We start from the raw sequence: 23878 nt of genomic DNA, 5'->3' as shown, positions 1-23878 counted from the left end.
CACGGCCGAACGGCCGATTTGGCGGGGTATGGGCCTAATGGTCGCAATTGATCTGTCTGCGACCGGGCGTGGCTTTGTCAGTCGAGCGCCTTGGCAGCCAGTTCCAGCACGTTCTTGGACAGGCCGGGATGGGCGGCGACGCCCTTGAGGGCCTCGCGCATCTGTGCGCCCAGGGCTTCCGGATAGCGCCGCCAGCTACCCAGGGGCTCGACCAGTCGCGCCGCAGTCATCGGGTTGTAGGCGTCCACGGCCAGGATCTTTTCGGCCAGGAAGCGATAGCCGGCGCCGCTGGGATCGTGGAACCGCGATGGGTTGAAGTTGGCGAAGGTCGAGACCAGCGCCCGGAAGCGGTTGGGGTTGGTCGCGTCGAAATCGGCGTGCTTCGTCAGGGCGACGATGCGTTCCAGCACGTCGGGCGACGGATCGCGGGCCTGGACGGCGAACCACTTGTCCAGCACCAGCGGTTCGTCTTTCCATTTGGCGTGGAAGGCGGCCAGCGCTCTGTCGCGGGCTTCGCCGCCGATCTGGACCAGGGCCGACAGCGCGCCCATGGCGTCGGTCATGTTGGCGGCCGCCTCGAAGTGGCCGACAATGCGCTCGACGTTCACAGCATGTGGATCGGCCGCCAGCAGGTCGGCGCAGCCATTACGCAGGGCCCGCTTGCCGGCGGACTGGGCGTCAGCCGAGAACTCGCCGGCCGTCTGCAGATCGCCATGCAGGCGGCGCAGCAGGTCGCCCAGATGCACGGCGATGCGGGTGCGCAGGGCGCTTCGCGCCGTGTGGATGGCCGCCGGATCGGCCGGTTCCATGGCCAGCGACAGGTCCGGCTCGCTGGGCAGGGCCAGCAGCAGCGCCTTGAAGGCCGGCTCTGAATGCTCGTCCAGCAGGGCGCGGCCCAGAGCGTCGGCATAGCGCTCTTCGCCGACCTCATCGGGCGCGCCGCCGGCGCGGGCCAGGATCAGGTCGCGGGCCAGGGTCTGGCCGGCTTCCCAGCGGTTGAAGAGATCTGGGTCGGCGGCGAACAGCCCATAGCGATCGACCGACCGCGCGTCGGTGGTCAGGTTCACCGGGGCCGAGAAGCCGCGCAGGGCCGAGATCACGGGCGGGGAGGCGACACCTTCCCAGCGGACGGTCTTTGTCGCGCCATCCAGCACCACGACCTCGCTCTCGCGCAGCGGCGCGCCGTCAGAATCGAGCAGGCCGATGGTCACCGGGATCGGCAGGGGCCTCTTGATCGACTGGCCGGGCGTCGGGGCGGTGAACTGGGTCAGTGTGATCTCCAGCGCCTTGAAGTCCTCGTGGTACTCGCTGACCAGCGACACTGCTGGCGTGCCGGCCTGTTCATACCAGGCGAAGAAATCGGTCAGGTCGCGGCTCGCGGCGTCGGCGAAGCAGGCGATGAAGGCCTCGACTGTCGTGGCCTGACCGTCGTGGCGCTCGAAATAGAGGTCGGAGCCCTTCCGGAACGCCTCGGCGCCCAGCAGGGTCTTGAGCATGCGGATGATCTCCGCGCCCTTCTCATAGATCGTCGCGGTGTAGAAGTTGTCGATCTTCATATAGCTGGACGGCCGCACCGGGTGGGCCAGGGGGCCGGCGTCCTCGGCGAACTGGCGGGCGCGCAGGGCCTTGACGTCCTTGATCCGCTGCACCGCCGCGCCGCGCTGATCGGCGCTGAAGCTCTGGTCACGGAAGACCGTGAAGCCCTCCTTCAGGCACAGCTGGAACCAGTCGCGGCAGGTGATGCGGTTGCCGGTCCAGTTGTGGAAATACTCGTGGGCCACGACCGCCTCGATGCGCTCGTAGTCGGCGTCGGTGGCGGTTTCGGGATCGGCCAGCAGCAGGGAGCTGTTGAAGATGTTCAGCCCCTTGTTCTCCATCGCCCCGAAATTGAAGTCGCGCACGGCGACGATCATGAACAGGTCCAGGTCGTATTCACGGCCGAACGCGTCCTCGTCCCACTTCATCGAGCGCTTGAGGCTGTCCATCGCATAGGCGCCGCGCGGCGCCTGGCCCGGATCAACATAGACTCGCAGGGCGATGGTCCGACCGCTCATGGTGACGAAGCTGTCCTCCAGCACGTCCAGCTCGCCGGCCACCAGGGCGAACAGATAGGCGGGCTTGGGGAAGGGGTCGTTCCAGACGGCGTAGTGGCGGCCGTCATCCAGTTCGCCGCCTTCCCACAGATTGCCGTTGCTCAGCAGGTAGCCGAACGCCTCATCGGCCTCGATCCGCACGGTGTAGCGGGAGAGCACGTCCGGGCGATCGGGGAAGTAGGTGATGGTGCGGAAGCCTTCGGCTTCGCACTGGGTGCAGAAACGACCACCTGACATATAGAGACCCATCAGCGCCTTGTTGGCGGCCGGATCGATCTCGACCTCGGTCGTCAGCACAAAGGTGTCGGGCACATCGGCCAGGGTCAGGAACTCGGCGTCCAGCCCGTAGTCCGACGCGCTCAGGTCGCGCCCGTCGATCGCCGCCGAGATCAGTTTCAGCCGCTCACCGTTGAGCACCAGCGGCTCACCCGCATCGCCCGTGCGCCTGATTTTCAGCGTGGCCAGGACCCGCGTGGACGAGGGCTCAAGCTTGAAGACAAGCTCGGTCTCTTCGATCTCGAACGGAAAGGGGCGGTAGTCGGCGAGCCGGATGGCCTGGGGCGTTTCTGTGCGCATGCGGGCAATCTAGAGGTCCAGGGCAGCCGGCGCGAGAGCCCTTAAGTAATTAGGCCTGGGCGAAAGGCCACATTTTCCGTACGGACTTGTTCCTAATCAAAGAATGCGCGCTCAACTGGGCGCAATCCCCTTTTCGGGCGCCCCCAATGCAGCGCCCGGTTCGAAATAAGGGGATAAAGATGACTATCGCGACCCGCCTGGCCCTGACCTGCGTCGCCAGCCTCCTGGCCGTTTCCGCCGCTCAGGCTCAAGAGGCCGTCAAGCCGAAGGCCAAGGGTGATCTGGTTCTGAACGTCCGCGTCACCGATGTGGCGCCCGACGCCGGCAACTCGATCTTCACCGCTGCGGGCGCCGCCACGGGCCTGAAGGCAGAGGTCAATGACGACATCAAGCCGACCATCGGCCTGTCCTATTTCCTGAGCGACAAGCTCGCCGTCGAAGTGATCGCTGGCACGACCCAGCACACCGTCAAGGCGGTTGGCGGCGCCACCAATGTCGAGGTTCACAAGACCTGGGTCCTGCCGCCCGTCGTCTCGCTGCAATACCACCCGTTCCCGGCGGCGAAGTTCAGCCCCTATGTCGGCGCGGGCCTGAACTACATGCTGTTCTACAGCAGCAAGGACAAGAACGGCTTCAAGGTGAAGCTGGACGACGGCTTCGGCTATGCCCTGCAGGTCGGCGCTGACGTGCCGCTGAACGCGCGCTACAACCTGAACATCGACGTCAAGAAGGTGTGGTTCGAGACCGACGCCTCGATCAATGGCGGCGCCTTGAAGTCCAAGGTCAAGCTGGACCCGATCGTGGCTTCGGTCGGGGTCGGTTACCGCTTCTGATCTGTCGCCTTGCATGTCTCCGCTCGACGACTAAACCCTGCGAGGGGTGCAGTCGCGGGCGGGGATGAGCATGGCTGAGCGGGAATGCGGCGCGTGCGGCCAATGCTGCAAGCTGATCGGCGTGCGCGAGCTCGACAAGGCGCCGCACGTCTGGTGCCGCTACTACCGTCGCGGCAAGGGCTGTGAGGTCTATCAAGTCCGGCCGGCCGGCTGCGGTGAGTTTGCCTGTGACTGGCTGTTGGACACACGTCTGGGCGATGACTGGCGACCAGACCGCAGCGGGTTCGTGCTGCATGCGGGCGAGGGCGGGCGGGTCGTCAATGTCGAGCTCGACCCGGCCCAGCCCAACGCCTGGCGGCGCGCGCCGTTCGAGGCCGTGCTGCGCGGCTGGGCCAGGGAAGGTGCGGCCGAAGGCATGGACGTGCTGATCTGGATCGGGCGGCGCTGCCTACGTCTTTTGCCAGGCGGCGGCGAGATCGATCTGGGCGTCGTGCGTCCGGCTATCGAATTCACAGCCCACGATCGACTGCGGCGTCCCGGCTCCGGCCGGGACTGGCCGGCCTAGTTTTCGATATTGCTCACGGCCTCTGCGGCGGCCGGAACCTCGTGCAGATAACGCTCGATGGCTGACGCCTGGTGGGCCAGAGCGGCCAGGGCGGGCGGCGCATCCTCGGGATGGTCGGCGACCAGTTCCAGGATCTGACGGGCGATGGCGTGCAGGCGCGGGGCGCTGGCGATCAGCCGCGCCTGATATTCGATCTTGCGCGGATCGCGGTCATACTCCGCGCCCGGCGTCCGCCACCCGCCCCAGTCGTTGGGATCGGTGACCACCACCGGATAGGTGCCGGGATAGGGGTGGTGGGGGCAGTCACTTTCCTGCTGCCACTTGTTGCGGGCCCGCAGCACCCGCCAATGGGCGACGATGCCGGCGCCCTCGGCGTCGATCTTTTCCTCGGGCTTGAGCTCATGGGCGTGAAATTCGCGGCCCAGACCGACGTCATAGGTGACCCGCACGGGCTCGTCGAAGCCCTTGGCCCAGATCGGTACGATGCGCTCGATCGTCGCCCAGGCGCCGACGCTGTCGACCCAAACCTTCTGGTTGCGCTGATAGACGGTCTTGGCCATGGCCCCTTGGACGCGACGTGAACTGGACGATCGTCATAAGAACCTGAAATCCTTGACGCCGGGTCAATCTTTCCCTGCGGTGAAAGGTCAGTCAGGGTGTTTCCAGAGACGGGCCAATCGTAGAGTTCCGTCGTGGGCGTGACAGCCGAAAGTGGATGCCGGTTTCGGCGACGGTCACGCACACAGTGATAACAACGAGCCTGCCCACAGGGCCGGCTCCTGGGAGGCGACCGGTGGATTTCGACTTTTCCGACGACCAGAAGTTCCTGAAGGACGAGGCGCGCAAGTTCCTCGACGGGCGCTGTGGCCCCGCTGTCGTGCGCGGCGTTCTGGATGACGCCAGCCGCTCGTTCGACCAGGACCTGTGGACCGCTGTCGCCGAGCAGGGCTGGCTGGGCGCCTGCATCCCTGAAGAGTTCAATGGCCTGGGCCTTGGCCGGGTCGAGCTATGCGCCATCGCCGAGGAACTGGGCCGCGCTGTCGCGCCGATCCCGTTCGCCTCGACGGTCTATTTCCTGGCCGAGGGCGTGATGCTGGCCGGTAGCGACGCCCAGAAGGCCGCCGTCCTGCCGCGCATCGCCGCCGGCGAGCTGATCGGTTGCCTGGCGACCTCGGAAGGTCCGGGCGTGGTCAATGCTTCGAACCTGGCCTGCCGGGTCGAGGGCGGCAAGCTGACGGGCGTGAAGATCCCGGTCACCGACGGCGACGTGGCCGACATGGCTCTGGTCCTGGCCAGCGAGGGCGGCAAGCCTGGCCTGTTCCTGGTCGATCTCAAGGCCAAGGGCGTCGTGCGCGAAACCCTCAAGAGCCTCGACCCGACGCGCGGCGTGGCCAAGCTGACCTTTGACGGTGTGACGGCTGAGCGTTTGGGCGAGGCGGGCGCTGGTTTCGAACTGGTGCAGGCGATCATGGATCGCGCCGCCGTGCTGCTGGCTTTCGAACAGCTGGGCGGCGCTGACCGGTGCCTGGAGATGGCCAAGGAGTATGCGCTGGGCCGATACGCTTTTGGCCGCGTCATCGCCGGCTACCAGGCGATCAAGCACAAGCTGGCCGACATGTATGTCAAGAACGAGGTCGCCCGCTCCAACGCCTATTACGGGGCCTGGGCGCTGACCGTCGATGCGCCAGAGCTGCCGATCGCGGCCTCTGCGGCCCGCATCGCGGCGTCTGACGCCTATTGGTTCGCCAGCAAGGAAAGCATCCAGGTGCACGGCGGCATGGGCTTCACCTGGGATGTCGACTGCCACCTCTATTATCGGCGCTCGCGCCAGCTCAGCCTCGTGGCCGGTGCGCCGCGGGTCTGGAAAGAGCGGCTGGTCAGCCAGCTCGAACAAAAGAACGCGGCGTAAGGGAAAGACGATCATGGATTTCAACGATTCACCCGAAGAAGCCGCCTATCGCGAAAAGGCCCGCGCCTGGCTGGTTGAGAACGCCGCCGCGCACCGCGCGCAGTTTGGCGAGCTGAAACCCAACACCGACCAGCACATGGTCGCCGCCAAGGCCTGGCAGGCCCGCAAGGCTTCCGGCGGCTATGCCTGCATCACCTGGCCGGCCGCCATCGGCGGGGGCGGCGGTACGCCGATCCAGTCGGTGATCTTTGGCCAGGAAGAAACCAAGGCTGGCCTCAGCTACGGCTATTTCACCATCGGCCTAGGCATGTGCGTGCCCACGGTGATGGCGTTCTCAAACACCGAGACCAAGCAGCGCTTCGTCAGCCCCGCCGTGAAGGGCGAGGAGATCTGGTGCCAGCTGTTCTCCGAACCGGCCGGCGGCTCCGACGTCGCCGCCCTGCGGACCCGCGCCATCAAGGACGGCGACGAGTGGGTCATCAACGGCCAGAAGGTCTGGACCACCGGCGCCCACTATTGCGACTACGGCATCCTGCTGACCCGGACCGATCCCGACGTGCCTAAGCACAAGGGCCTGACGATGTTCTGGATCGACATGAAGGACGCCGCCGTCGAATGCCGGCCGATCCACCAGATGTCGGGCGGGCGCGAGTTCAACGAGGTCTATTTCACCGACCTGCGGGTCAAGGACAGCCAGCGTCTGGGCGAGGTCGGCGAGGGCTGGAAGGTGGCCCTGGTCACCCTGATGAACGAGCGTCTGGCCGTCGGCGGCTCGTCGGGTCCCAACTATCGCGAGATCATGGCGCTGGCGCGGGAACTGACCGGCGCCACCGGCCCGGCGATCAAGGACAACGCCTTCCGCGAAAAGCTGGCCGACTGGTACGTGCAGTCGGAAGGTCTGAAGTTCACCCGCTTCCGCACCATGACCGCCCTGTCGCGCGGCCAGACGCCGGGACCGGAAAGCTCGATCGGCAAGATCATCGCCGCCAACCAGATGCAGGACCTGGCCAATACCGCCGTCGAGATGGAAGATCAGTACGGCATCCTGATTGACCCGGATCAGGCCCCGGCCGAGGCGGCGTTCCAGCAGAGCCTGATGTGGGCCCCCGGCCTGCGGATCGCCGGCGGCACCGACGAGATCCTCAAGAACATTATCGCGGAGCGGGTTCTGGGCCTGCCGGGCGATGTGCGCGTCGACAAAGACGTGGCCTTCAAGGACATGCCGACCGGGCGCTAGTCCTAGTCAGGTCTGATCCGGGTCTGGCCGCGCTCGAAAACCGGGCGCGGCCAGCCTGATTCTGGGCATGATCAAATTCGCTTCGCGGTTGCGTCCGTCATGGTTTCGCAATCTCGCCCCGCGTCGAATCTCGCCCGTGTTTACTGAATTCCCCTGAGGCGCGAGTCCTTGCGCGGACGTGTCAACACGCCGCTAGGCGAACGCTGTTGCTTCACCTTGACAGCCTGCGACACCGGGCACATGAGTCCTTGATGGTTATGGTTAACGGCGTGCTGGAGGGGGAGTGATGCACGAAGCCAGCGATGCTGTTTCGCGCTATTCCGCGCTCCGAATGACCCTGTTTGGGGCGGTTTCCCGGCGAGGCGCCCTGCTGCGCCGCGTTCCGATCGGGGCGCTGGTCGCCGCCGTAGTGATTCCCCTGGTGGGCTGCGACGTAGGCCCCAACCTCTGGCTCCAGAGAAAGGCCAGCGCGTGTCCGCGTCCGCAGGCCGCCCAGGGCGTCTCCGGGCAGTTCAATCAGCAGCAGCAAGAGATTCGGGCGCTTCGCCAGGGTGGCTTCCGCGGCGACTTCTTCGCCCAACTGGAGCTGGCCCGCCGCTACGAAGGCCAGCGCTCGGTCGACAAGAACCTCGAGGATCAGGTTGAGGCGGCGGTGTGGTACGCCATGGCCCTGTCCAACGCTGGCGGCTACGCGCCGATCGCGGCCTATGAGCGCCGCGGCAAGGGCGATGGCCGGGCCCTGTCGCGCTTCGACGACTGCCGTGCTTTCGAGCGCCAGAGCGCCTATGGCGCGCTGGACCGGCTGCTGGCGCGCATGTCGACCGAAGAGCGCGAGAAGGTCCGCAACCGCGTGATCTACGTGCTCTCCAGCCAGGGCGCCGACGGCTATCGCGTGCTGGCCCGCATCCATGACGGCTTCTTCGGCCCGTATGGCGAGCCGTCCGACAATCTTCAGGCCGTCGACGCCTATGGCAGCCAGAAGCGCGCCGGTACGCCGGCCGCGCTGGACCTGTTCCGCCGCAACGACGTCGACGCCTATCTCTACAATTACCTGGCCGTGCAGACGGGCGACGTCTCGGCCTATGTCATGCTCAAGGACTTCGAGCGGTCCTCGCCGCAGCGGGCCTCGTATGGCGCCTTCGTCGAGACCAAGGCCAAGCGCTGGATTCCGCCCTACGAGTTCTACCCGCCCGAATCGCCGGAATCGGGCGTGCCCCATTCCGACGAGTCCGACCAGTCGGGCGAAGCCAGGGAAGCGGCTCAGACGCGCCTGCACGAACTGCCCTTCGTCCATATCGGCGAGGCCCTGGCCTATCTGCGGGTGATCCCGTCACCGGTGCTCGACGAGAAACTGCTGGCGTCAGGCGACGCCCAGACCTTCCAGGCGATGATCGGCCGTCCGATCACCGGCCGATTGAGCGCCATCGAGAAGGTGCGGGCGGTGCAGTACGCCGCCGTCAACGGATCATCCAAAGCCCAGCTCGTCCTGGCCGTGATGTATTCCGAGGGCGTGGGCGTGCCCCGCGATTATGCCCGCGCCTATCACTGGTACGAGGAAGCCGAACGCCAGGGCTCGGCCGAGGCCAAGTACGCCATGTCGACCTTCTTCTCGCTGGGACTGCAGGGCGTGGCCGATCAGGATCGCGCCAGGGCCGTGGTCTATCAGCTGGATGGCGCCCTGGCCGGCTTCAAGCCTTCGGTCTGGCGCTTGCAACAGTTGCTGGCCCAGGTCTCGCGTCCGCCCAGACCTGCCGCCGAGCGCGGTGGTCGGCCCTACATCGAAAGGGACTATCGATGAGCCGCCTGAGCCGCTTCCTGGCCCTTGTGGCCGTGCTGTCGCTCGGCTTCGCTGCGGCCCCCGCCGTGGCGCTGGCCTCGCCGGACGCCAAGGTCGATCAGCAGATCCGTCCCTGTTTTGGGCTGCTGCTGGAGCCCAACCTGTCGCGGGGCTGCAAGACCAGCTATCGCCCCAAGGTCAAGCCGTGCCCGCGCGGCAGCTACCGCGTTCGCGGTCGCTGCGAGGTCGCCAGTGGCGGTCGCCCCGGCTATGTCCAGCGCGAGATCAACTGCGATTACGCCTATCCGGGCCAGGTCAATGACACGCTGGCGCGTCTCTATGACGGCGACTATCTGACCCTGACCTCGACCCAGGGCCGGGCCTGCGTCGAGTCGCTGAACATCACCCAGTCGGTCACCATCCTGGTGCGTGACTACACGCCGTCGCGCAATTCACCGATCCTGGTGGCCCCGTCCGGCCAGCCCTGCATCCGTATCGCACCGGGCGTGCAGTACGTGGTGCTGGAAGGTCTGGGCATCGAGGCCGTCCGCGCCGGCCAGGCCTCGTGCATCACCGGCCGCGCCACCGAACTGGCCCTGAAGGGCGTGACCATCCGCTATAGCGGCGAAGGTTCGGCGATGGACGTGCAGGACAGCCGTATCGAGCTGCAGAACACCGTCTTCATCGGCCGCACCCGCCAGCCGGTGGTCAAGGCCACGGGCGAGATCATGGCGTCCAATGTCGAGATCGCCGCCACCGCTATCGGCTCGGCCTTCGAGACCTCGGGCGACAGCCGCATGCGGGATATCCGCATCACCCGCCTTGGCGACTGGACCGGCTCGTCGCGAACCCGCAACTCGGCCGGCTTCGTGATCGCCGGCATGAACCGCCAGCAACTGGTGAAGATCGAAGGCCTGTACGTCGACGGTTTCTCGCGCGGCGTATATGTCGGCGGCGGCGATGAGACCACGCTGCTCAATCCCGTGGTTCGCGAAAGCGACTGGGCGGTGGTGCTGGAGAACGCCAACCTGCAGATTCGCGGCGGTGACCTGGAGGCTAATGACGTCGGCATCTATGCCGCCTCCGGCATCGTTTTCGCCTCCAACAACCGCATTCACCGCGTCATGCGCTCGGGCATCTATGCCGACGCCGGCGGTCAGGTCCGGTCGGTCGACAACCGCGTCTTTGCCCGTCCCGGCGGCTGCGAGGCCCTGGTCAAGGGCCACTTCAACGGCGAACTGACCTGCCGTCCCTGGTTCGAGGCGCCGGAGGTCTTCCGCTCGCCGCGCGATCAGGCCCGTCTCGACTTCGACTCGTACTGGCCCGCCCCGACCGTTCTGCCGGCCTCGGCGACCTCGGCTCCGCCACAGCTGTCTGATGACGCTCTGGCGGGCGGATCTCAATCAGGGGGAGCCCCCAAGTGAGCAAGTTCGTCCACGTCTTCGCCGTCGCCCTGACCGTCGCCGCCTCGCTGGGCGCGGTCCAGGCCCAGGCCCAGAGCGGTCGCGGACCCGGCGGCGGTCGACCCGCCGCCTGCGGCGAACCCCTGACCGGGAAGGCTCCGGATATCATGACCTATGACAGCGCGACCGGCACCCAGGTGTTTGTCGGCGGCGGTCGCGGCGGCGATACCGAGATCTCGGCCTACAATGCCCAGACCCGCTCGGCGGCGGCCCTGAACGGCGATCTCAGCCGGCCCGGTCTGGTTTCATCCTGTGCGGTCGACGGCTTCACCCGCGAGTCGTACGGCGTCACGCCCGACGGCAAGGGCAAGATCTCGGTGAGCGGTCGCGACGAGCGCGGCGAGCGCTGGGCCTTTACCCGGGCCGATGGCCAGGTCGAGGTCTGGGATCCTCGCGGCGACAATCATTGCTTCAAGTCCGGCCTGGGCATCTTCACGCCCAACGGCAATCTGGGCCTGGCCGTGGCCAGCCCTCCTGGCGCGCTGGGTCTGGGCGTGGCGCTTGGCGATCGCTTTGGCGGGGTCGGCGTCGGCGGCAACCGCAACTTCGCCGGCGTGGGCCTGGTGGGATGCTGAAGTCAGGCCTGATCCTGGCCCTGACGGCGGCGGCCCTTTGCGGCTGCGCGCAGCCGCAAAAGCCGTCCGGACCGCCAGCCCCTCATTCGCCGTCGCCGGACCGGGTCACCCCGCCGCCGCCGCCGATCGACGTGATCCGGCCCCGGGTCTGAAGCCTTACGGCGCGATCGTCTTCAGGAAGGTCGGGGCCTTGCGCTTCATCGTGGCCTGCTCATAGGCGTAGCCCAGGTTCAGCAGCAGCTTCTCGCTCCAGGCCGGGCCGATGAACGACAGCCCCACCGGCAGGCCGGTGACCTGGCCCATCGGCACGGTCAGGTGCGGATAGCCGGCCACGGCGGGCAGGGTGGTCGACGAGCCGCCATAGTTGTCGCCGTTCAGCGGATCGATGGTCCAGGCCGGACCGGTGGTCGGGGCCACGATGGCGACAGCGCCGGTCTCCTTCAGGATCCTGTCGATGCCCTCGGGACCGGCCAGCCGCTTGGAATCCGCCAGGGCCTTGATGTAGTCGGGATCGCTGTAGCCCTTGGTCTTTTCGGCCTTCTCGAAGCTCTCCTGGCCGAACCATTCGAACTCGTGGGGCGTCGCCTTGTTGAAGGCGATCAGGTCGGCCAGCGTGCGGCTGGGGACCTTCTTCGGATCGGTTGAGGCCAGATAGGCGGCCAGGTCGACCTTCAGTTCGGTGTAGAGCACCACGCCCTCGGCCGCGCCGATCGGACCCTCGTCGAACGCTTTGACCTCGACCAGGGTCGCGCCCTGGGCCTTCAGATCGGCCAGGGCCTGCTCGAAGACCGCGTCGGTCTTGGGCGAATAGCCGGTGTAGAACCGCGCCACGGCCAGGGTGACGCCCTTCAGGGCGTCTTTCGACAGGCCCTTGGCGTAGTCGGTCTTGTGGCTGTCGGCGGCCTTGGTCGCGACGTCGGCGGGATCAGAGCCGGCGATGGCGGTCAGGATCCTGGCGGCGTCCTCGACCGTCGTGGTCATCGGGCCGGCCGTGTCCTGGCTGTGGCTGATCGGCACGATGTGGGTGCGCGACACCAGGCCGACCGTGGGCTTGAGTCCCACCAGGCCGTTGATCGCGGCGGGGCAGGTGATCGAGCCGTCGGTCTCGGTGCCGATGGCCGCCCAGGCCAGACCGGCCGCGACAGCCGCGCCCGAGCCGCTGGACGAGCCGCAGGCGCTGCGGTCCAGCACATAGGGGTTGCGCACCGTGCCGCCCACCGCGCTCCAGCCGCTGATCGAGTTGTTCGAGCGGATATTGGCCCATTCCGACAGGTTGGCCTTGCCCAGGATCACCGCTCCGGAATCCCGCAGACCCTTGACCAGCGGCGCGTCGCGGCCGGTGACATTGTCCTTCAGGGCCAGCGAGCCGGCGGTGGTGGCCAGCGGTTCGGCGGATTCGATATTGTCCTTCAGCAGGATCGGCAGGCCGTGGATGGCGGAGCGAACCTTGCCGGCCTTGCGTTCGGCGTCGCGGGCCCTGGCGTCGGCGAGGGCGGCGGGGTTCACGGCGATCACCGCGTGGAGGATGTCGTTCTTGGCCTTGATCTGGTCCAGGTAAGCCCTGGTCGCCTCTTCCGAGGTTTGGGCGGCGGCGCTGGTGGCCAGCAGGGCGGCGACAGCCGCTCCGGCCAGGAAGGCGATCTTGGTCATGCGAGTATCCCCACGCGGGCCGACATCACAGCGCGGCCGAACGGGCCGGAGGATGAGGGTAAAACCCTGTCGCCGCCAAGCCTATCCTTCGTGGTCAGACGAAGACGGCCACGTTCTGCCGCGCGGCGATCAGCGGCCGACCTCCCTGGTCCCACAGCATCATGCCTTGCGTGGAATAGCCGTCGCCGATCGTTTCGGCCGTGCTGCGCAGCAGGCGCCAGCCGTCGTCGTCTTCGGCCGGCAGGTCCACAACGTCGAGCGACCAGGTCATGGTCGAGATCGGGCCAAACTTCGGGAACAGGGTCATGGCCGGCGGCGGCGGGGTGTCGGCCAGGGCGACGAGGGCCGCCAGGGAGCGCGCAGCCGGGTCGCGGTGGCGGATCCACAGCAGATATTCCGGCGGCAGGCCCGACAGCGGCCGCGCGCCGCCGGCGATCCGCACCTCGAACTGTCCGCCAAAGCCGGGGCCGCCGCCCTTGGGGAAGAAGGGCTCGGAGTCTTCGGGGGTGGGCACGGTCGGGCAGGGCAGGTCGCTGTGCGAGACCAGCGACTCCCGCGCCGCGCCGAAGGTCAGGATGGCCCGCGTCGCCAGGCCCTGCTCGCCCACCAGATCGACGCCGACGAACAGGGTCGACTTGCCCTGGCGCAGCACTGTCGTCTCGATGGCCAGTTCTCCGGCCGCCGGTCCGATGAAGGCGAACTGGCCCGAGCGCAGGGGCGGGGCCTCGGGCAGGGTCCGCAGGGCCGCTTCCAGGCACAGGGCCGCCGACAGTCCGCCATAGGTGGTGCGGCCCTGTTTCCAGTCGTCGGTGACATGCGCCGCATGGCCCGAGGCCGTCGTGGTGATGCCGGCGATAAGGTCGGTATAGGTGGTCACGCGAAGATTCCCTGGAGCTTTGCCCGAGGTTCGTTTTCTTTCGCTACGGAAGTCAAGGGCAGGCCTCAGCCGCCGGTCGAATCCACGATGATGGCCACGGTCTTGCCGCGCGACAGCGGATCCCATCCCGCCACGATGGCCGAGGCGATGGCCTTGGCCACCAGTTCCGGCGCGACCTGCGAGGGCTTCAGCAGCGGCGCGCCATAGCGCGGCTGTGGGCCGGGCGGAAACTCGATCACGGCTTCGCGCTGACCTTCCTTGTGGCGCACGGCGATCGCCATGCCATGCCGCTCGGGGGCGTCGCTGGACCAGCCGGGCTGGCGATGAAGCCGCCACATGTAGGGGTCCCCCGCGACCTCGATTTCAAACTCAGGGCTTAGTTTTGTGCGCGCCATACAAGGGTGTTAGCCCGTCACGCGCCCTCAGACCACCCCGACCGGCTTCGCCAGCCGCTATCGGCTCCCTGTGGCCAAGGCCAGGGCGCAAGCTCGCGACCTCGCGCAGGAAACCGCCGAGTGGGTGGGAAGGGTCGCGGAGCGTCCGGGCCTCGCCCGGATGAGGGAGTAGATTGATACCGTTTCGACGAAGACAGACGCTCCGCGCAGCCGTTATCCGGTGAGCCCTCGGGGCGCGGGGTTTTAACCCGCTTCCGACGTTAGGCCCCCGACGGGTGGAGGGGATAGCGACCCCGTCCAGACCGCATGGGCGATTTCAGCCCATGCCTGTTGCGTATCGTACGGGCGTCGCCAAAGGGAGTTCCCGGCGGTCCCGGTCTGGCTTCAATGCGTCCGCCCCCCGCGAGGACCGATCCGCTCCACCAGACCCTGCCGGGCCTTCGACGACAGCCGACGGACGCTTCCCGCTCGACCACCCCTGACAGCCGCAACGGTCGCCGTACGTGCGCCCTTCCCGTGCTGTCAGGTGAGATTGATTATGCGGGCGGTTTCGGCGCGTCTGATGGGCGCGATCAACTATTTTACAAGCCGTTGATCAGGCTGGGGTTTGTGTCGGAAAGAACGGGGATTGGGCGCGGTTTATCCCCGTGCCCGGCCGGTCGCGCGCCGCCTCTAGAGGGCGCCAACCGACGTAACGGTCAGCGCCAGACATCTGGTCACTCAGCGCTATGCCGATGGACGCCCTCAAGCGGACGTCGGTAACTTCTGATGAGGGTGGGAAGCGGACACTAATCGTAGTCGAAAACGTCGCCCAAAGCTTCGCCCCCAACTTCCTTCGCTTCATGCCAGCCAATCCAAATTGGTTGAGCGAGAACGCCATTTTCAACAAGCAAATCTGTCAAGCGCTTGGCGAGCCAGCCTCCACGAGGAGCTCGTCTATGTTTTCGCACAAAGCAATCCACACGTTGATGGGGGTGAAAATTCTCCGCCCGCAATGGAGCCACTGATACGAAATAGCGTGCCACGGGGGTCGAAACAGAACCTCCGTGCTTGTTTCGCTCGATGTGGAAGACTTCTCCGCTGGTCCAGCCGTCACGGTCGCCAATGGCATAATACTCGGGGGAGAGAACAATTTCGCGCATTTGCCACCTCGTGCTCTGCTCTTAGAGCAGCGCTGCTCAACGTCCTCAATGGGTCGGGTGCAGGAATTGGGCTCGCGACTGAGACCGGACCTTTGACACCGCGCCAGAGACCGGACCGGGCGAAGGTCTGTTCAGGGTGGTGAGCGGACGTCAGGCTCAGCAGCGCCCCCTCCGTCACGTCGCCTATCGGCGCCGCGCCACCTCCCCCGTACGCTTCGCTACGGGGCAGGAGAAGAACAGCTTCACCCTCCTGCCCCGTGAAACGGGGGAGGTGGCGCGATGCGAATACGCATCGTGACGGAGGGGGCGTCCGGTGTCGGCCGTCTTTCCGGGCAAACTGAACGTCTCACTAGGGTCGAAAGCACGAATTTGTGCCCGGTCCACCAGCAGACCTTCGAGGCCCCCCTAGGCGTCGCGCTGAGCTACCAGATGTCTGGCGCTGGCCGTCCGGTGTACTGGCGTTGTGTAGCCGTTTCAGTGCAGCGTGGCCGACGCGCTCATCCAGGCGCCCAGGGAGCGGGCCTGGCGGGTGGCCAGCTCGTCTTCCAGCGAGATTTCCTCGAGCGAGATCGCCGCCAGCAACCAGTCCTCGAGATCGGACTCAGAGGCGCTACCGTGCTCCAGGGCGTCCTTGAGCGCGTGGATCAGCCATTCGACGGCGTCATCGGTCTTGAACATCAGGCGTCCTCGATCAGTCCTGATCAGGATAGGCGGCGCCTGGTGATTTGAGGCTGTGACAAAAAGTCAGTCCGGGCGGGCGTTTTGACGCAGCTTCCGTTCGCGGCGCGGCGCCGCGAACGGATCCGATAGAGGCCTTACTGCCCCTTCAGCTTGCGGCCGAAGAACTCCAGATGCGTCTTGAGCACGCTGAGGCCCTTTGTCTTGCTGCCCGGCGCGCTGTGGCGCTCGCCGGGATAGAGGGCCATTTCGAAGGGGATGGCCTTTTTCTGCAGGGCCGCGATCAGGCGGGTGCTGTTTTCGAAGATGACATTGTCATCGGCCATGCCGTGCAGCAGCAGCAGGCTGCCGGGCTTCATCCTGTCCAGACGGGTGAGGATATCGGACTGCGCATAGCCGTCCTTGTTCTCCTCAGGCTTGCCCATGTAGCGCTCGGTATAGGCGGTGTCGTACAGGCCCCACTCGGTGGGCGGCGCGCCGCCGGCCCCGGCCTTGAAGGGGCTGTCGTCGGCGGTCAGCATCATCAGGGTCATGAAGCCGCCATACGACCAGCCGACCACGCCCAACTTCTCGGCGTCCACATAGGGCAGGGTTTTCAGATGGTTGGCGCCGACCAGCTGATCGTCGACCTCCACGGTGCCCATGCGGCGATCCAGGGCCCGCGCGAACCTGGCCGAGCGGTTGGCGGTGCCACGGTTGTCGAGCCGGAAGACGAGGTAGCCGGCTTCGAGATAGGTGCGTTCCGACGGGCTCTGCCAGATCTTCCGGACATTCTGGGCGTGCGGGCCGCCATAGACGGCGACGATGGCGGGGTACTTTTTCGACGGGTCGAAATCGGCCGGCTTCAGCAGGGCGTAGTGCAGGGCCTCGCCGTCGGCGGCCTTCAGCGTTCCGTATTCCGGCGTGGTCAGGGTCGAGGCATAGGGCCAGTACGGATGGCCCTCGGCCAGCCGGTTTTCCTCGATCCAGCGCACGCGCTTGCCGTCGGGCGCATAGAGCGCGGTCTGGGGCGGGGTCTTGGGATCGGTGTAGGTGCCGGCAAAGGCGCCGTTGGGCGCCACCTTGGCCGTCCACCAGCCGCCGGCCGGGGTCAGGGCCTTGGGCTTTCCGGGTTGGGCGTAGGAGACCTCATAGAGGCGGCGCTCGATCGGCGTGTCGATGGAGGCGCCGAAGATCACCACCTTGCGGGCCTCATCCACGCCCTCGACCCGGTTCATCGGCCAGTCGCCCTTGGTGATCTGGGCGATCAGCTTGCCGTCGGCGGCGTGGCGATAGAGGTGGTTGAAGCCCGACTTTTCCGACGACCACAGGAAGGTGCCATCGCTGAGGGGCCGGAAGTCTTCGTGCACCTCGATGAAGTGGCGGTCGGTCTCGGTCAGGACCGTCTTGCCCTGACCCGTGGCCGGGTCGAAGGCGATGATGTTCAGGGTCTTCTGGTCGCGCGACAGGCGCTGGACATAGACGGTCTTGCCATTGGCCGACCAGTCGACCCGGGCGACATAGATGTCCTTGTTCGCGCCCAGATCCAGCTGCACGTCCTGGCCGGTGGCCAGGTTGCGCACGAACAGGTCGACCACGGCGTTGGGACGGCCGGCGCGGGGATAGCGCTGCAGAACGACGGTGGCGCCGCCGGGGCCGATATCGGCGCGGGGCACGATGTCGACGCCGCTTTCATCGACGCGGGCATAGGCGATGTGCCCTTCGCTGGGTGACCACCAGTAGCCGCTGAAGCGGTCCAGCTCTTCCTGGGCGATGAACTCGGCGACGCCGAACGACACGGCGTCCTTGCCCTCGGTGGTCAGGGCCTTTTCGGCCCCGCCATTGACCGGCTTCAGATAGAGGTTCTGGTCGCGGACATACGAGACAAAGGCGCCCAGCGGCGAGACCTTGGCGTCGACCTCGTCGCCCGGGGTTTCGGTCAGGCGGCTGACCTTGCCGTCGGCGACGCTGTCCAGATAGAGGTCGCCGTCCAGCGGCACCAGGATGAAGCGGCCCTGGCTGTCCCAGCTGTATTCAACGATGCCGCGCGACGAGACGCGGGCCCGTTCGCGGCGGGCCTTTTCGGCCTCTGACAGCTCCTTGGCGCCCGACGACAGGGTGGCCGAGTCGATCAGACGATAGGGTTCTCCGCCGGCCACGTCGGCCGCCCACAGGTCCTGGACATTGGCGGCCTCGGCCTTGGCTTTCAGATAGGTGACGCGCTTGCCGTCCGGCGACACGGCCACGCCCTTGGCGATGGGGCCCGTCAGGCTGGGATCGGCGAAGATGCGTTCGGGGGTCAGCTTTTCCGCCCCATTTGCGAAAGATCTTACCGGCGAAGTCAGGGCGAGGCACGCCGCGAGGGCGGTAAGCGAGGGTCTGATCATGGCGCGGGACGCTAGTGGGACGCCGTGAGGTTGTCAGCAGGGAAAAGTTTGATGGGCGGCGGCAAGGCCCTCCCCCTGAAGGCAGCGCTATCGCCTATGGATTGCTCGCGGCGAAAAATTTGTCATCCCGGACAAGCTCGGCGAAGCCGGGCGCAGATCCGGGACCGACTTGGAACGCGGCGCTCAGGCGTCGGTCCCGGATCTTCGCGCTGCGCGCTCGTCCGGGATGACAGCCGTTGCTGGTCATGTGCGATCGCCTCCCCCTTCAGGGGGAGGACTTGTCTCACCCGACCTTCAGCCCCGCCGTATCCACCACCTGCGTGATCTTCACCGCGCCCTTTTCGTCATGCACCCGCAGGGTCGCCACCGGCGCGGGGCCGCTCCAGTCGATCTCGATCATCCCGAAATTGCGCTCACGCAGCACCGGCGAGACGCGCAGGGCGTTGGGCGGGGTGACGGGCCAGACCTCGGTCAGGCCCGAGGAGGTCACGTCCCAGATCGGGTAGGGGACGTTGGTGTCCAGCCGCGAGACCTCGGCATAGTGGGTGTCGCCGCTGATGCAGATCAGGCGGTCGGCCTTCTGGCGGCGGATCGCTGCGAACAGCCGCTGGTGGTCGCGGGCATAGTTGATCCAGCTTTCCCAGCCGGCGAAATCGGCCAGCACCTGCAGGCTGGAGCCGAAGATCCGCAGGTCGGCGGGCTGGGCCAGTTGCTGCTCCAGCCAGGTCCACTGCGGCTCGCCGATCATGGTGGCGTCAAGGTCGGCGATGCGGTCATAGGGGCCGGGGGTTTCCTTGCCCGACAGGCCGCGCGCCACGGCCCAGGGCTTGTAGCCGCCCTTGAAGGTCTTCTCCGCCAGGGGCGTGCGGTTCCAGCGCAGGTCGGGCAGGATGATCTGCACGCGCTGGCCGGCGGGGCCGAACACATAGGCCGCATAGACCCCGTCGCGGGTGCGGCGCGGCGAGTCGGCGGGTTCGCCCCAGAAGTCGCAGAACTGGCGGCGGCTCTCGGCCTTCATCGGATAGTCGGCCCCGGCGTCGTTTTCGCCAAAATCGTGGTCGTCCCAGATGGCGATGACGGGGGTGGTGTCGCGCAGCCGCTTGAAGTGCGGCTTGGCCGCCAGGGTGGCGTACTTGGCCGCCATCACCTTGGGATCGCGGGTGTCGGCATAGATGTTGTCGCCCAGGAAGACGAACAGATCAGGCTTCTGCTCGAAGATCGCCTCCCAGATCGGCTGGTCCTTGTCCTGGTTGGCGCAGGACCCGAAGGCGATGCGGGTGAGGGGCTTGCCCAGGGCCGGATGCGGCGCGTCCAGGACGGCGGCGCGCGCGGCGGGGGCCACGGCCAGGGCGGCGGCCGACAGGCCCAGGGCCCCGCGACGGGAGAGATCGGTCACGGACGTTTCCTCGTTTTGCGGTGCAGCTTGAACGACAAAGGGCCGGGAGTCGCCTCCCGGCCCCAAGTTTCTAGATCAAGTGAGGCCTAGAAGGCCTTCTTGATCGAGAGGAAGAACTGGCGCGGCGGGGCGGTCAGGACCGTCTGGCCCGTACCGGCTGCGTCATTGTTCAGGAAGCCACCCGAACCGATGGTCGAGATATAGTCCTCGTCGGTCAGGTTGGTGATGTTGGCCTGGATCTCCAGACCCTTGCCCCAGGTCTCGCCGCCGAAGCGATAGCCCAGCGTCAGGTCGGCGACGGTGGTGCTGTCCACCTGACCGCCGATGTTCTCGTAGGTGTAGTAGCGCTCGCCGGTGTGGGCGACGCCCAGCTTCGAATAGAAGCCGGCCAGTTCGAACTTCAGCTCGCCCTTGAGGATGTTCTTGGGCGTGTTGACCACTTCCTTGCCGGCGGTGCGGGCGGTGACGACGCCCGAGCCGTTGACGACGTTGTCCTGATATTCCGACTGGTTGTAGGTGTAGGCGCCGTAGACCGACCAGTTGTCGGTCAGCTTGTACTCGCCGGCCAGCTCAATGCCGTTGGTTTCCACGCCGCCGACGTTCGACAGAACGGCGGGCAGGCCCAGGATCGGGGCCGCGGTGCTGGCGGCCAGCAGGCGGTTCTCGAAGGTCACGTGATAGAGGGCCGCGACGCCCTGGAAGCGGTCGGTGCGATAGCGCAGACCGCCTTCAAAGGTCTTGGAGGTCTCAGGCTCGAGGGTCTTGGTGATGTAGTCGACCGCAGCCTGGTTTTGCGAGGCGAACGGACCCGAGGTGGCGGCCGAAACGTAGGCGGCCATGTTCTCGGTGTAGCCGCCGAAGAACTCCAGGTCCGGCATCGCCTTATAGACGAAGCCGATCTGCGGCAGGAACGAGCTCTTCGACTCGATCTCGCCGGCCAGCGGGTTGCCGGCGATGCGCTGGACGCTGTTGGTCACTTCCATGGCCTTGAAGCCGAAATTGACCTTCAGGGCGTCGTTGACGGTCCAGGTGTCTTCGATGTGGGCGACCAGGGTGTCGGTCACGAAGCGGTACTGCCACTGGGTGAAGAAGGGGTTTTCCTGGAAGTCGAGCGGGTTGCGCGACGGGGCGGCGGCAGTTTCGGCGTAGAAGCGGCGCGCCTGGTTGAAGGTGTTCTTTTCACCCCAGAAGCCCATGCCCACTTGGTGGGCGCCCAGATCGACGGTGATGCCGCCGGTCACGCCCTTGCGGTCGATGTCATATTCGGTGGTGCGGATCGACAGCGGGGCGGCGGTGGAGCCGACCGTGCCGAAGCCCGGGCTGGGGACGTAGGGCGTGTACCACAGGCCCTGGCCCTGGTTGGCGTGGCCATAGGCGCTGAGGTCGAGCTTGGCGGTCTCGCCGAGCGGCAGCTTCAGGGCCAGGCCGTACAGTTCGTCGTCGCGGACGCCGGCGCCGGCGTAGTAGGCGTCGTCAACGGTGGCGAACGGCGCGGGCAGAGCCGTACCGGTCAGGTAGGCGCGACCGGCGGCCACGGCCAGGGCCCAGTTAGGCTGGGTGTTGTCCCAGTTGCGGCCGAGACGCTTGATCATCTCGAACGACAGGTCTTGATAGTCCTGCTCGCGACGCTGCGAGCCGTTGTAGAAGGCGGTCAGGCTGCCGTTTTCGCCCAGCGGCAGCACGGCCTTCAGGTCGTACTGGAACTGCTTCTGGTCGCCGCCGCCCTTCCACTTCTCAGTGCTCTGGCTGACGATCGAGGCGTAGCCGCGCAGGCCGCCCAGCTGTTCGATCGCGCCGCTGTCGATGCGGCCGAACACCCGGTACATGCCTTCCGAGCCGCCGGTCACGTTCATCTGGCCGCCGAACACTTCCGAAGGGTCGCGCGAGAAGAACTGCAGCGTGCCGCCCAGATTGCTGGTCGAGGCGGTGCCGAGCGCGCCGGCGCCCTGGGCCAGTTCGACGCGGCCGATGTTTTCGTTGGTGATGGCGCGGCTGATGTGCAGGCCGTTGTGGTTGCCGTAGTTCATGTCGCCCAGCGGCACGCCGTCCAGGGTGAAGCCCAGTTGGCCCTGGTTGAAGCCGCGGATCGAGATGCGGGTCGACCACTCATAGGCGCCGAAGGCGTCGGCCGACTGGAAGGTCACGCCCGGCAGCTTGTCGATGGCCTTCAGCGGGCTGGTGCCGGCGGCTTCCAGCGAGATGGCTTCGTCCTTCAGGGTCTGAACCTGGCGGCTCTGGCCCTGACCAATGACGATGATGGCGTCAACGGCGGTGGTGTCGGCGGCTTCGGTCGGCGCCAGATCGGCAGCCAGGGCCGGCGCGGCGGCCAGCAGCAGGAGGGCGGCCGAAGCAGCGCCCAGCATCAGATGATGTTTCATGATCTATCCCCTCGCCCGGTCGTGCGGGGAGCGCGCCGGTTCTCCGGCCCGGTTAACAGCGCTCCGCGACGCCTCCGCGACGGAAAAGCGTCGGGTTTCCGACAGTCTTGAGACAGAACGGTGAACCTTACTTTGGGGCGCCTCGGCGCGCCGACATTGCGTAAACCGCCCCCGACCGCTATTTCAGCGCCCGTCCTCCCCCGAACTTTGACAGCGAGACCGACGCCCCCATGGCCCAGCAATATATTTTCCAGATGCAAGGCCTGACCAAGGCGTTCCCGGGCGGCAAGAAGATCTTCGAGAACATCTGGCTGTCGTTCTATTCCGACGCCAAGATCGGCGTCGTCGGCGTCAACGGCTCGGGCAAGTCGACCCTGCTGAAGATCATGGCCGGCCTGGATGACCAGTTCTCGGGCGAGGCCAAGGCCGCCGAGGGCATCCGCCGCGGTTATCTGGCCCAGGAGCCGGTGCTGGACCCGACCAAGGACGTCTGGGGCAATGTCATCGCCGACTGCGAGGACAAGCTGATCTTCGACCGTTACAACGAATGCGCCAACAAGCTCGGCGAGGACTATTCCGACGAGCTGATGGAGGAGATGACCAAGCTCCAGGAGATCATCGACGCCCGCGACCTGTGGGACATCGACTCCAAGGTCGAGATGGCCATCGACGCCCTGCGTTGCCCGCCCAACGATTCCAGCATCGAGAACCTGTCGGGCGGTGAAAAGCGCCGCATCGCCCTGGCGCGCCTGCTGCTCAGCAAGCCCGACATCATGCTGCTCGACGAACCCACCAACCACCTGGACGCCGAGTCGGTGGCCTGGCTGCAGCACCACCTCGAAAACTTCCCGGGCTGCGTCATCTTGGTCACCCATGATCGCTACTTCCTGGATCAGGTCACCAAGTGGACGCTCGAGCTCGATCGCGGCAAGGGCGTGCCCTATGAGGGGAACTACTCCGGCTGGCTGGAGCAGAAGACCAAGCGCGTCGTGCAGGAGCAGTCGGAGTCCGACAGCCGCCAGCGCGCCCTGACCCGCGAACTCGAGTGGGTGCGCAGCTCGCCGAAAGCCCGCCAATCCAAGTCCAAGGCCCGTCTGGCCAGCTATGAGGAAATGGTCTCGGCGCAGGAAAACGCCCGCGCCGCCCAGACCCAGGCCCACATCCAGATCCCGCCCGGCCCGCGCCTGGGCAATCTGGTGCTGGAAGTCGAAGGCCTGGAAAAGGAATATGGCGACAAGGTGCTTTTCAAGGACCTGTCGTTCCGTCTGCCGCCCAACGGCATCGTCGGCGTCATCGGCCCCAACGGCGCCGGCAAGTCGACCCTGTTCAAGCTGATCACCGGCCGCGAGCAGCCCGACCAGGGCACGGTCAAGGTCGGCGAGACGGTGAAGCTGTCCTATGTGGACCAGAGCCGCGACGCGCTGGATCCCAACAAGACCATCTGGGAAGAAGTCTCGGGCGGCACCGACGTGATGATCGTCGGCAAGCGCGAGATCAATTCGCGGGCCTATGTCGGCAGCTTCAACTTCAAGGGCGCCGACCAGCAGAAGAAGGTCGGTCTTCTCTCGGGCGGTGAACGCAACCGCGTCCACCTGGCCAAGACCCTGGCCACCGGCGGCAATCTGCTGCTGCTCGACGAACCGACCAACGACCTGGACATCGAAACCCTGCAGGCCCTCGAAGAGGCGCTCGAAGAGTTCGCCGGCTGCGCCGTGGTCATCTCCCACGATCGCTGGTTCCTGGACCGCCTGGCCACCCACATCCTGGCCTTCGAGGGCGACAGCCACGTTGAATGGTTCGAAGGCAACTTCGAAATGTACGAGGAAGACAAGAAGCGCCGCCTGGGCGCCGACAGCCTGATCCCCAAGCGCATCAAGTTCCAGAAGTTCGCGCGGTAGGCGCCTTTGCAACCTGACGGCTCCCGTCAGGTTGCAAAGGTACGGCCATAGCGTTGAGATGAAGCGGGGT

General features: G+C 66.4%; 19 protein-coding genes. 9 read left to right on the top strand and 10 right to left on the bottom strand.

Annotated features, from left to right (window positions below):
• Window positions 1–77: 77 nt before the first annotated feature.
• Entirely contained in the window at window positions 78–2669 is a 2592-nt protein-coding gene (pepN, locus tag ACW17Z_RS05160) for an aminopeptidase N (RefSeq protein ID WP_492057847.1), read from the bottom strand.
• Between the two features lie 179 nt (window positions 2670–2848).
• Between pepN and ACW17Z_RS05155 the strand changes: the two genes are divergently transcribed.
• On the top strand, window positions 2849–3502 hold the full coding sequence (locus ACW17Z_RS05155; RefSeq protein WP_492057846.1) for an OmpW/AlkL family protein: 654 nt from the start codon (window positions 2849–2851) through the stop codon (window positions 3500–3502).
• Between the two features lie 70 nt (window positions 3503–3572).
• Complete coding sequence (locus ACW17Z_RS05150) at window positions 3573–4067, top strand: YkgJ family cysteine cluster protein (protein WP_492057845.1); 495 nt, start codon at window positions 3573–3575, stop codon at window positions 4065–4067.
• Here the strand turns inward: ACW17Z_RS05150 and ACW17Z_RS05145 are convergent.
• Window positions 4064–4627, bottom strand: coding sequence for a hypothetical protein (locus ACW17Z_RS05145; protein WP_419317727.1), 564 nt, complete (start codon window positions 4625–4627; stop codon window positions 4064–4066). The genes ACW17Z_RS05150 and ACW17Z_RS05145 overlap by 4 nt on opposite strands.
• A 233-nt stretch (window positions 4628–4860) precedes the next feature.
• Here ACW17Z_RS05145 and ACW17Z_RS05140 point away from each other — a divergent pair, with 233 nt between their 5' ends.
• The 6 genes from ACW17Z_RS05140 to ACW17Z_RS05115 all read left to right on the top strand — a co-directional run bounded on the left by ACW17Z_RS05140 (window position 4861) and on the right by ACW17Z_RS05115 (window position 11180).
• Window positions 4861–5976 carry an acyl-CoA dehydrogenase family protein gene (locus ACW17Z_RS05140; protein WP_492057844.1) on the top strand — a complete coding sequence of 372 codons (1116 nt, stop codon included), beginning with the start codon at window positions 4861–4863 and terminating at the stop codon, window positions 5974–5976.
• Window positions 5977–5989: 13 nt separating this feature from the next.
• Window positions 5990–7213, top strand: a complete 1224-nt coding sequence (locus tag ACW17Z_RS05135; RefSeq protein WP_492057843.1) for an acyl-CoA dehydrogenase family protein — start codon at window positions 5990–5992, stop codon at window positions 7211–7213.
• Between the two features lie 286 nt (window positions 7214–7499).
• The gene (locus ACW17Z_RS05130) at window positions 7500–9011 is read left to right on the top strand and encodes a tetratricopeptide repeat protein (RefSeq protein WP_419317721.1); all 1512 of its coding nucleotides are present in this window, start codon (window positions 7500–7502) and stop codon (window positions 9009–9011) included.
• A complete protein-coding gene (locus tag ACW17Z_RS05125; protein ID WP_492057842.1) occupies window positions 9008–10414 on the top strand; it encodes a right-handed parallel beta-helix repeat-containing protein in 1407 nt (468 codons plus the stop codon). Before ACW17Z_RS05130 ends, ACW17Z_RS05125 begins: the two co-directional genes overlap by 4 nt.
• Window positions 10411–11028: a hypothetical protein gene (locus ACW17Z_RS05120; RefSeq protein WP_492057840.1), complete on the top strand. Its 618-nt coding sequence runs from the start codon at window positions 10411–10413 to the stop codon at window positions 11026–11028. The genes ACW17Z_RS05125 and ACW17Z_RS05120 overlap by 4 nt, the downstream gene beginning before the upstream one ends.
• A complete protein-coding gene (locus ACW17Z_RS05115; protein ID WP_492057838.1) occupies window positions 11022–11180 on the top strand; it encodes a hypothetical protein in 159 nt (52 codons plus the stop codon). Before ACW17Z_RS05120 ends, ACW17Z_RS05115 begins: the two co-directional genes overlap by 7 nt.
• Before the next feature lie 4 nt (window positions 11181–11184).
• On the opposite strand, the gene ACW17Z_RS05110 is transcribed toward ACW17Z_RS05115, so the two are convergent.
• The 8 genes from ACW17Z_RS05110 to ACW17Z_RS05075 all read right to left on the bottom strand — a co-directional run bounded on the left by ACW17Z_RS05110 (window position 11185) and on the right by ACW17Z_RS05075 (window position 21910).
• Window positions 11185–12678, bottom strand: a complete 1494-nt coding sequence (locus tag ACW17Z_RS05110) for an amidase (protein ID WP_492057837.1) — start codon at window positions 12676–12678, stop codon at window positions 11185–11187.
• 94 nt (window positions 12679–12772) lie between these two features.
• Window positions 12773–13555 carry a thioesterase family protein gene (locus tag ACW17Z_RS05105; RefSeq protein ID WP_419317713.1) on the bottom strand — a complete coding sequence of 261 codons (783 nt, stop codon included), beginning with the start codon at window positions 13553–13555 and terminating at the stop codon, window positions 12773–12775.
• A 65-nt stretch (window positions 13556–13620) separates the two neighbouring features.
• Window positions 13621–13893: a hypothetical protein gene (locus tag ACW17Z_RS05100; protein ID WP_492057836.1), complete on the bottom strand. Its 273-nt coding sequence runs from the start codon at window positions 13891–13893 to the stop codon at window positions 13621–13623.
• 845 nt (window positions 13894–14738) lie between these two features.
• Window positions 14739–15092, bottom strand: a complete 354-nt coding sequence (locus ACW17Z_RS05095) for a hypothetical protein (protein ID WP_492057834.1) — start codon at window positions 15090–15092, stop codon at window positions 14739–14741.
• Between the two features lie 474 nt (window positions 15093–15566).
• Window positions 15567–15770, bottom strand: a complete 204-nt coding sequence (locus tag ACW17Z_RS05090) for a hypothetical protein (RefSeq protein WP_419317707.1) — start codon at window positions 15768–15770, stop codon at window positions 15567–15569.
• Window positions 15771–15907: 137 nt separating this feature from the next.
• Window positions 15908–18136 (bottom strand): S9 family peptidase, encoded by a 2229-nt coding sequence (locus tag ACW17Z_RS05085; RefSeq protein ID WP_492057832.1) that lies wholly within the window; start codon window positions 18134–18136, stop codon window positions 15908–15910.
• Window positions 18137–18419: 283 nt separating this feature from the next.
• Window positions 18420–19532, bottom strand: coding sequence for an alkaline phosphatase D family protein (locus tag ACW17Z_RS05080; RefSeq protein WP_492057830.1), 1113 nt, complete (start codon window positions 19530–19532; stop codon window positions 18420–18422).
• 86 nt (window positions 19533–19618) lie between these two features.
• A complete protein-coding gene (locus ACW17Z_RS05075) occupies window positions 19619–21910 on the bottom strand; it encodes a TonB-dependent receptor (RefSeq protein ID WP_492057828.1) in 2292 nt (763 codons plus the stop codon).
• 230 nt (window positions 21911–22140) lie between these two features.
• On the opposite strand from ACW17Z_RS05075, the gene ettA reads away from it, so the two are divergent.
• Window positions 22141–23808, top strand: coding sequence for an energy-dependent translational throttle protein EttA (gene ettA / locus ACW17Z_RS05070; protein ID WP_419317700.1), 1668 nt, complete (start codon window positions 22141–22143; stop codon window positions 23806–23808).
• The last annotated feature ends 70 nt before the right edge of the window (window positions 23809–23878 follow it).

This window comes from Caulobacter sp. GSs2, from assembly GCF_058680895.1.
The sequence above is the reverse complement of the archived record's forward strand: the minus strand, read 5'-3'. Positions and strand labels throughout refer to the sequence as shown.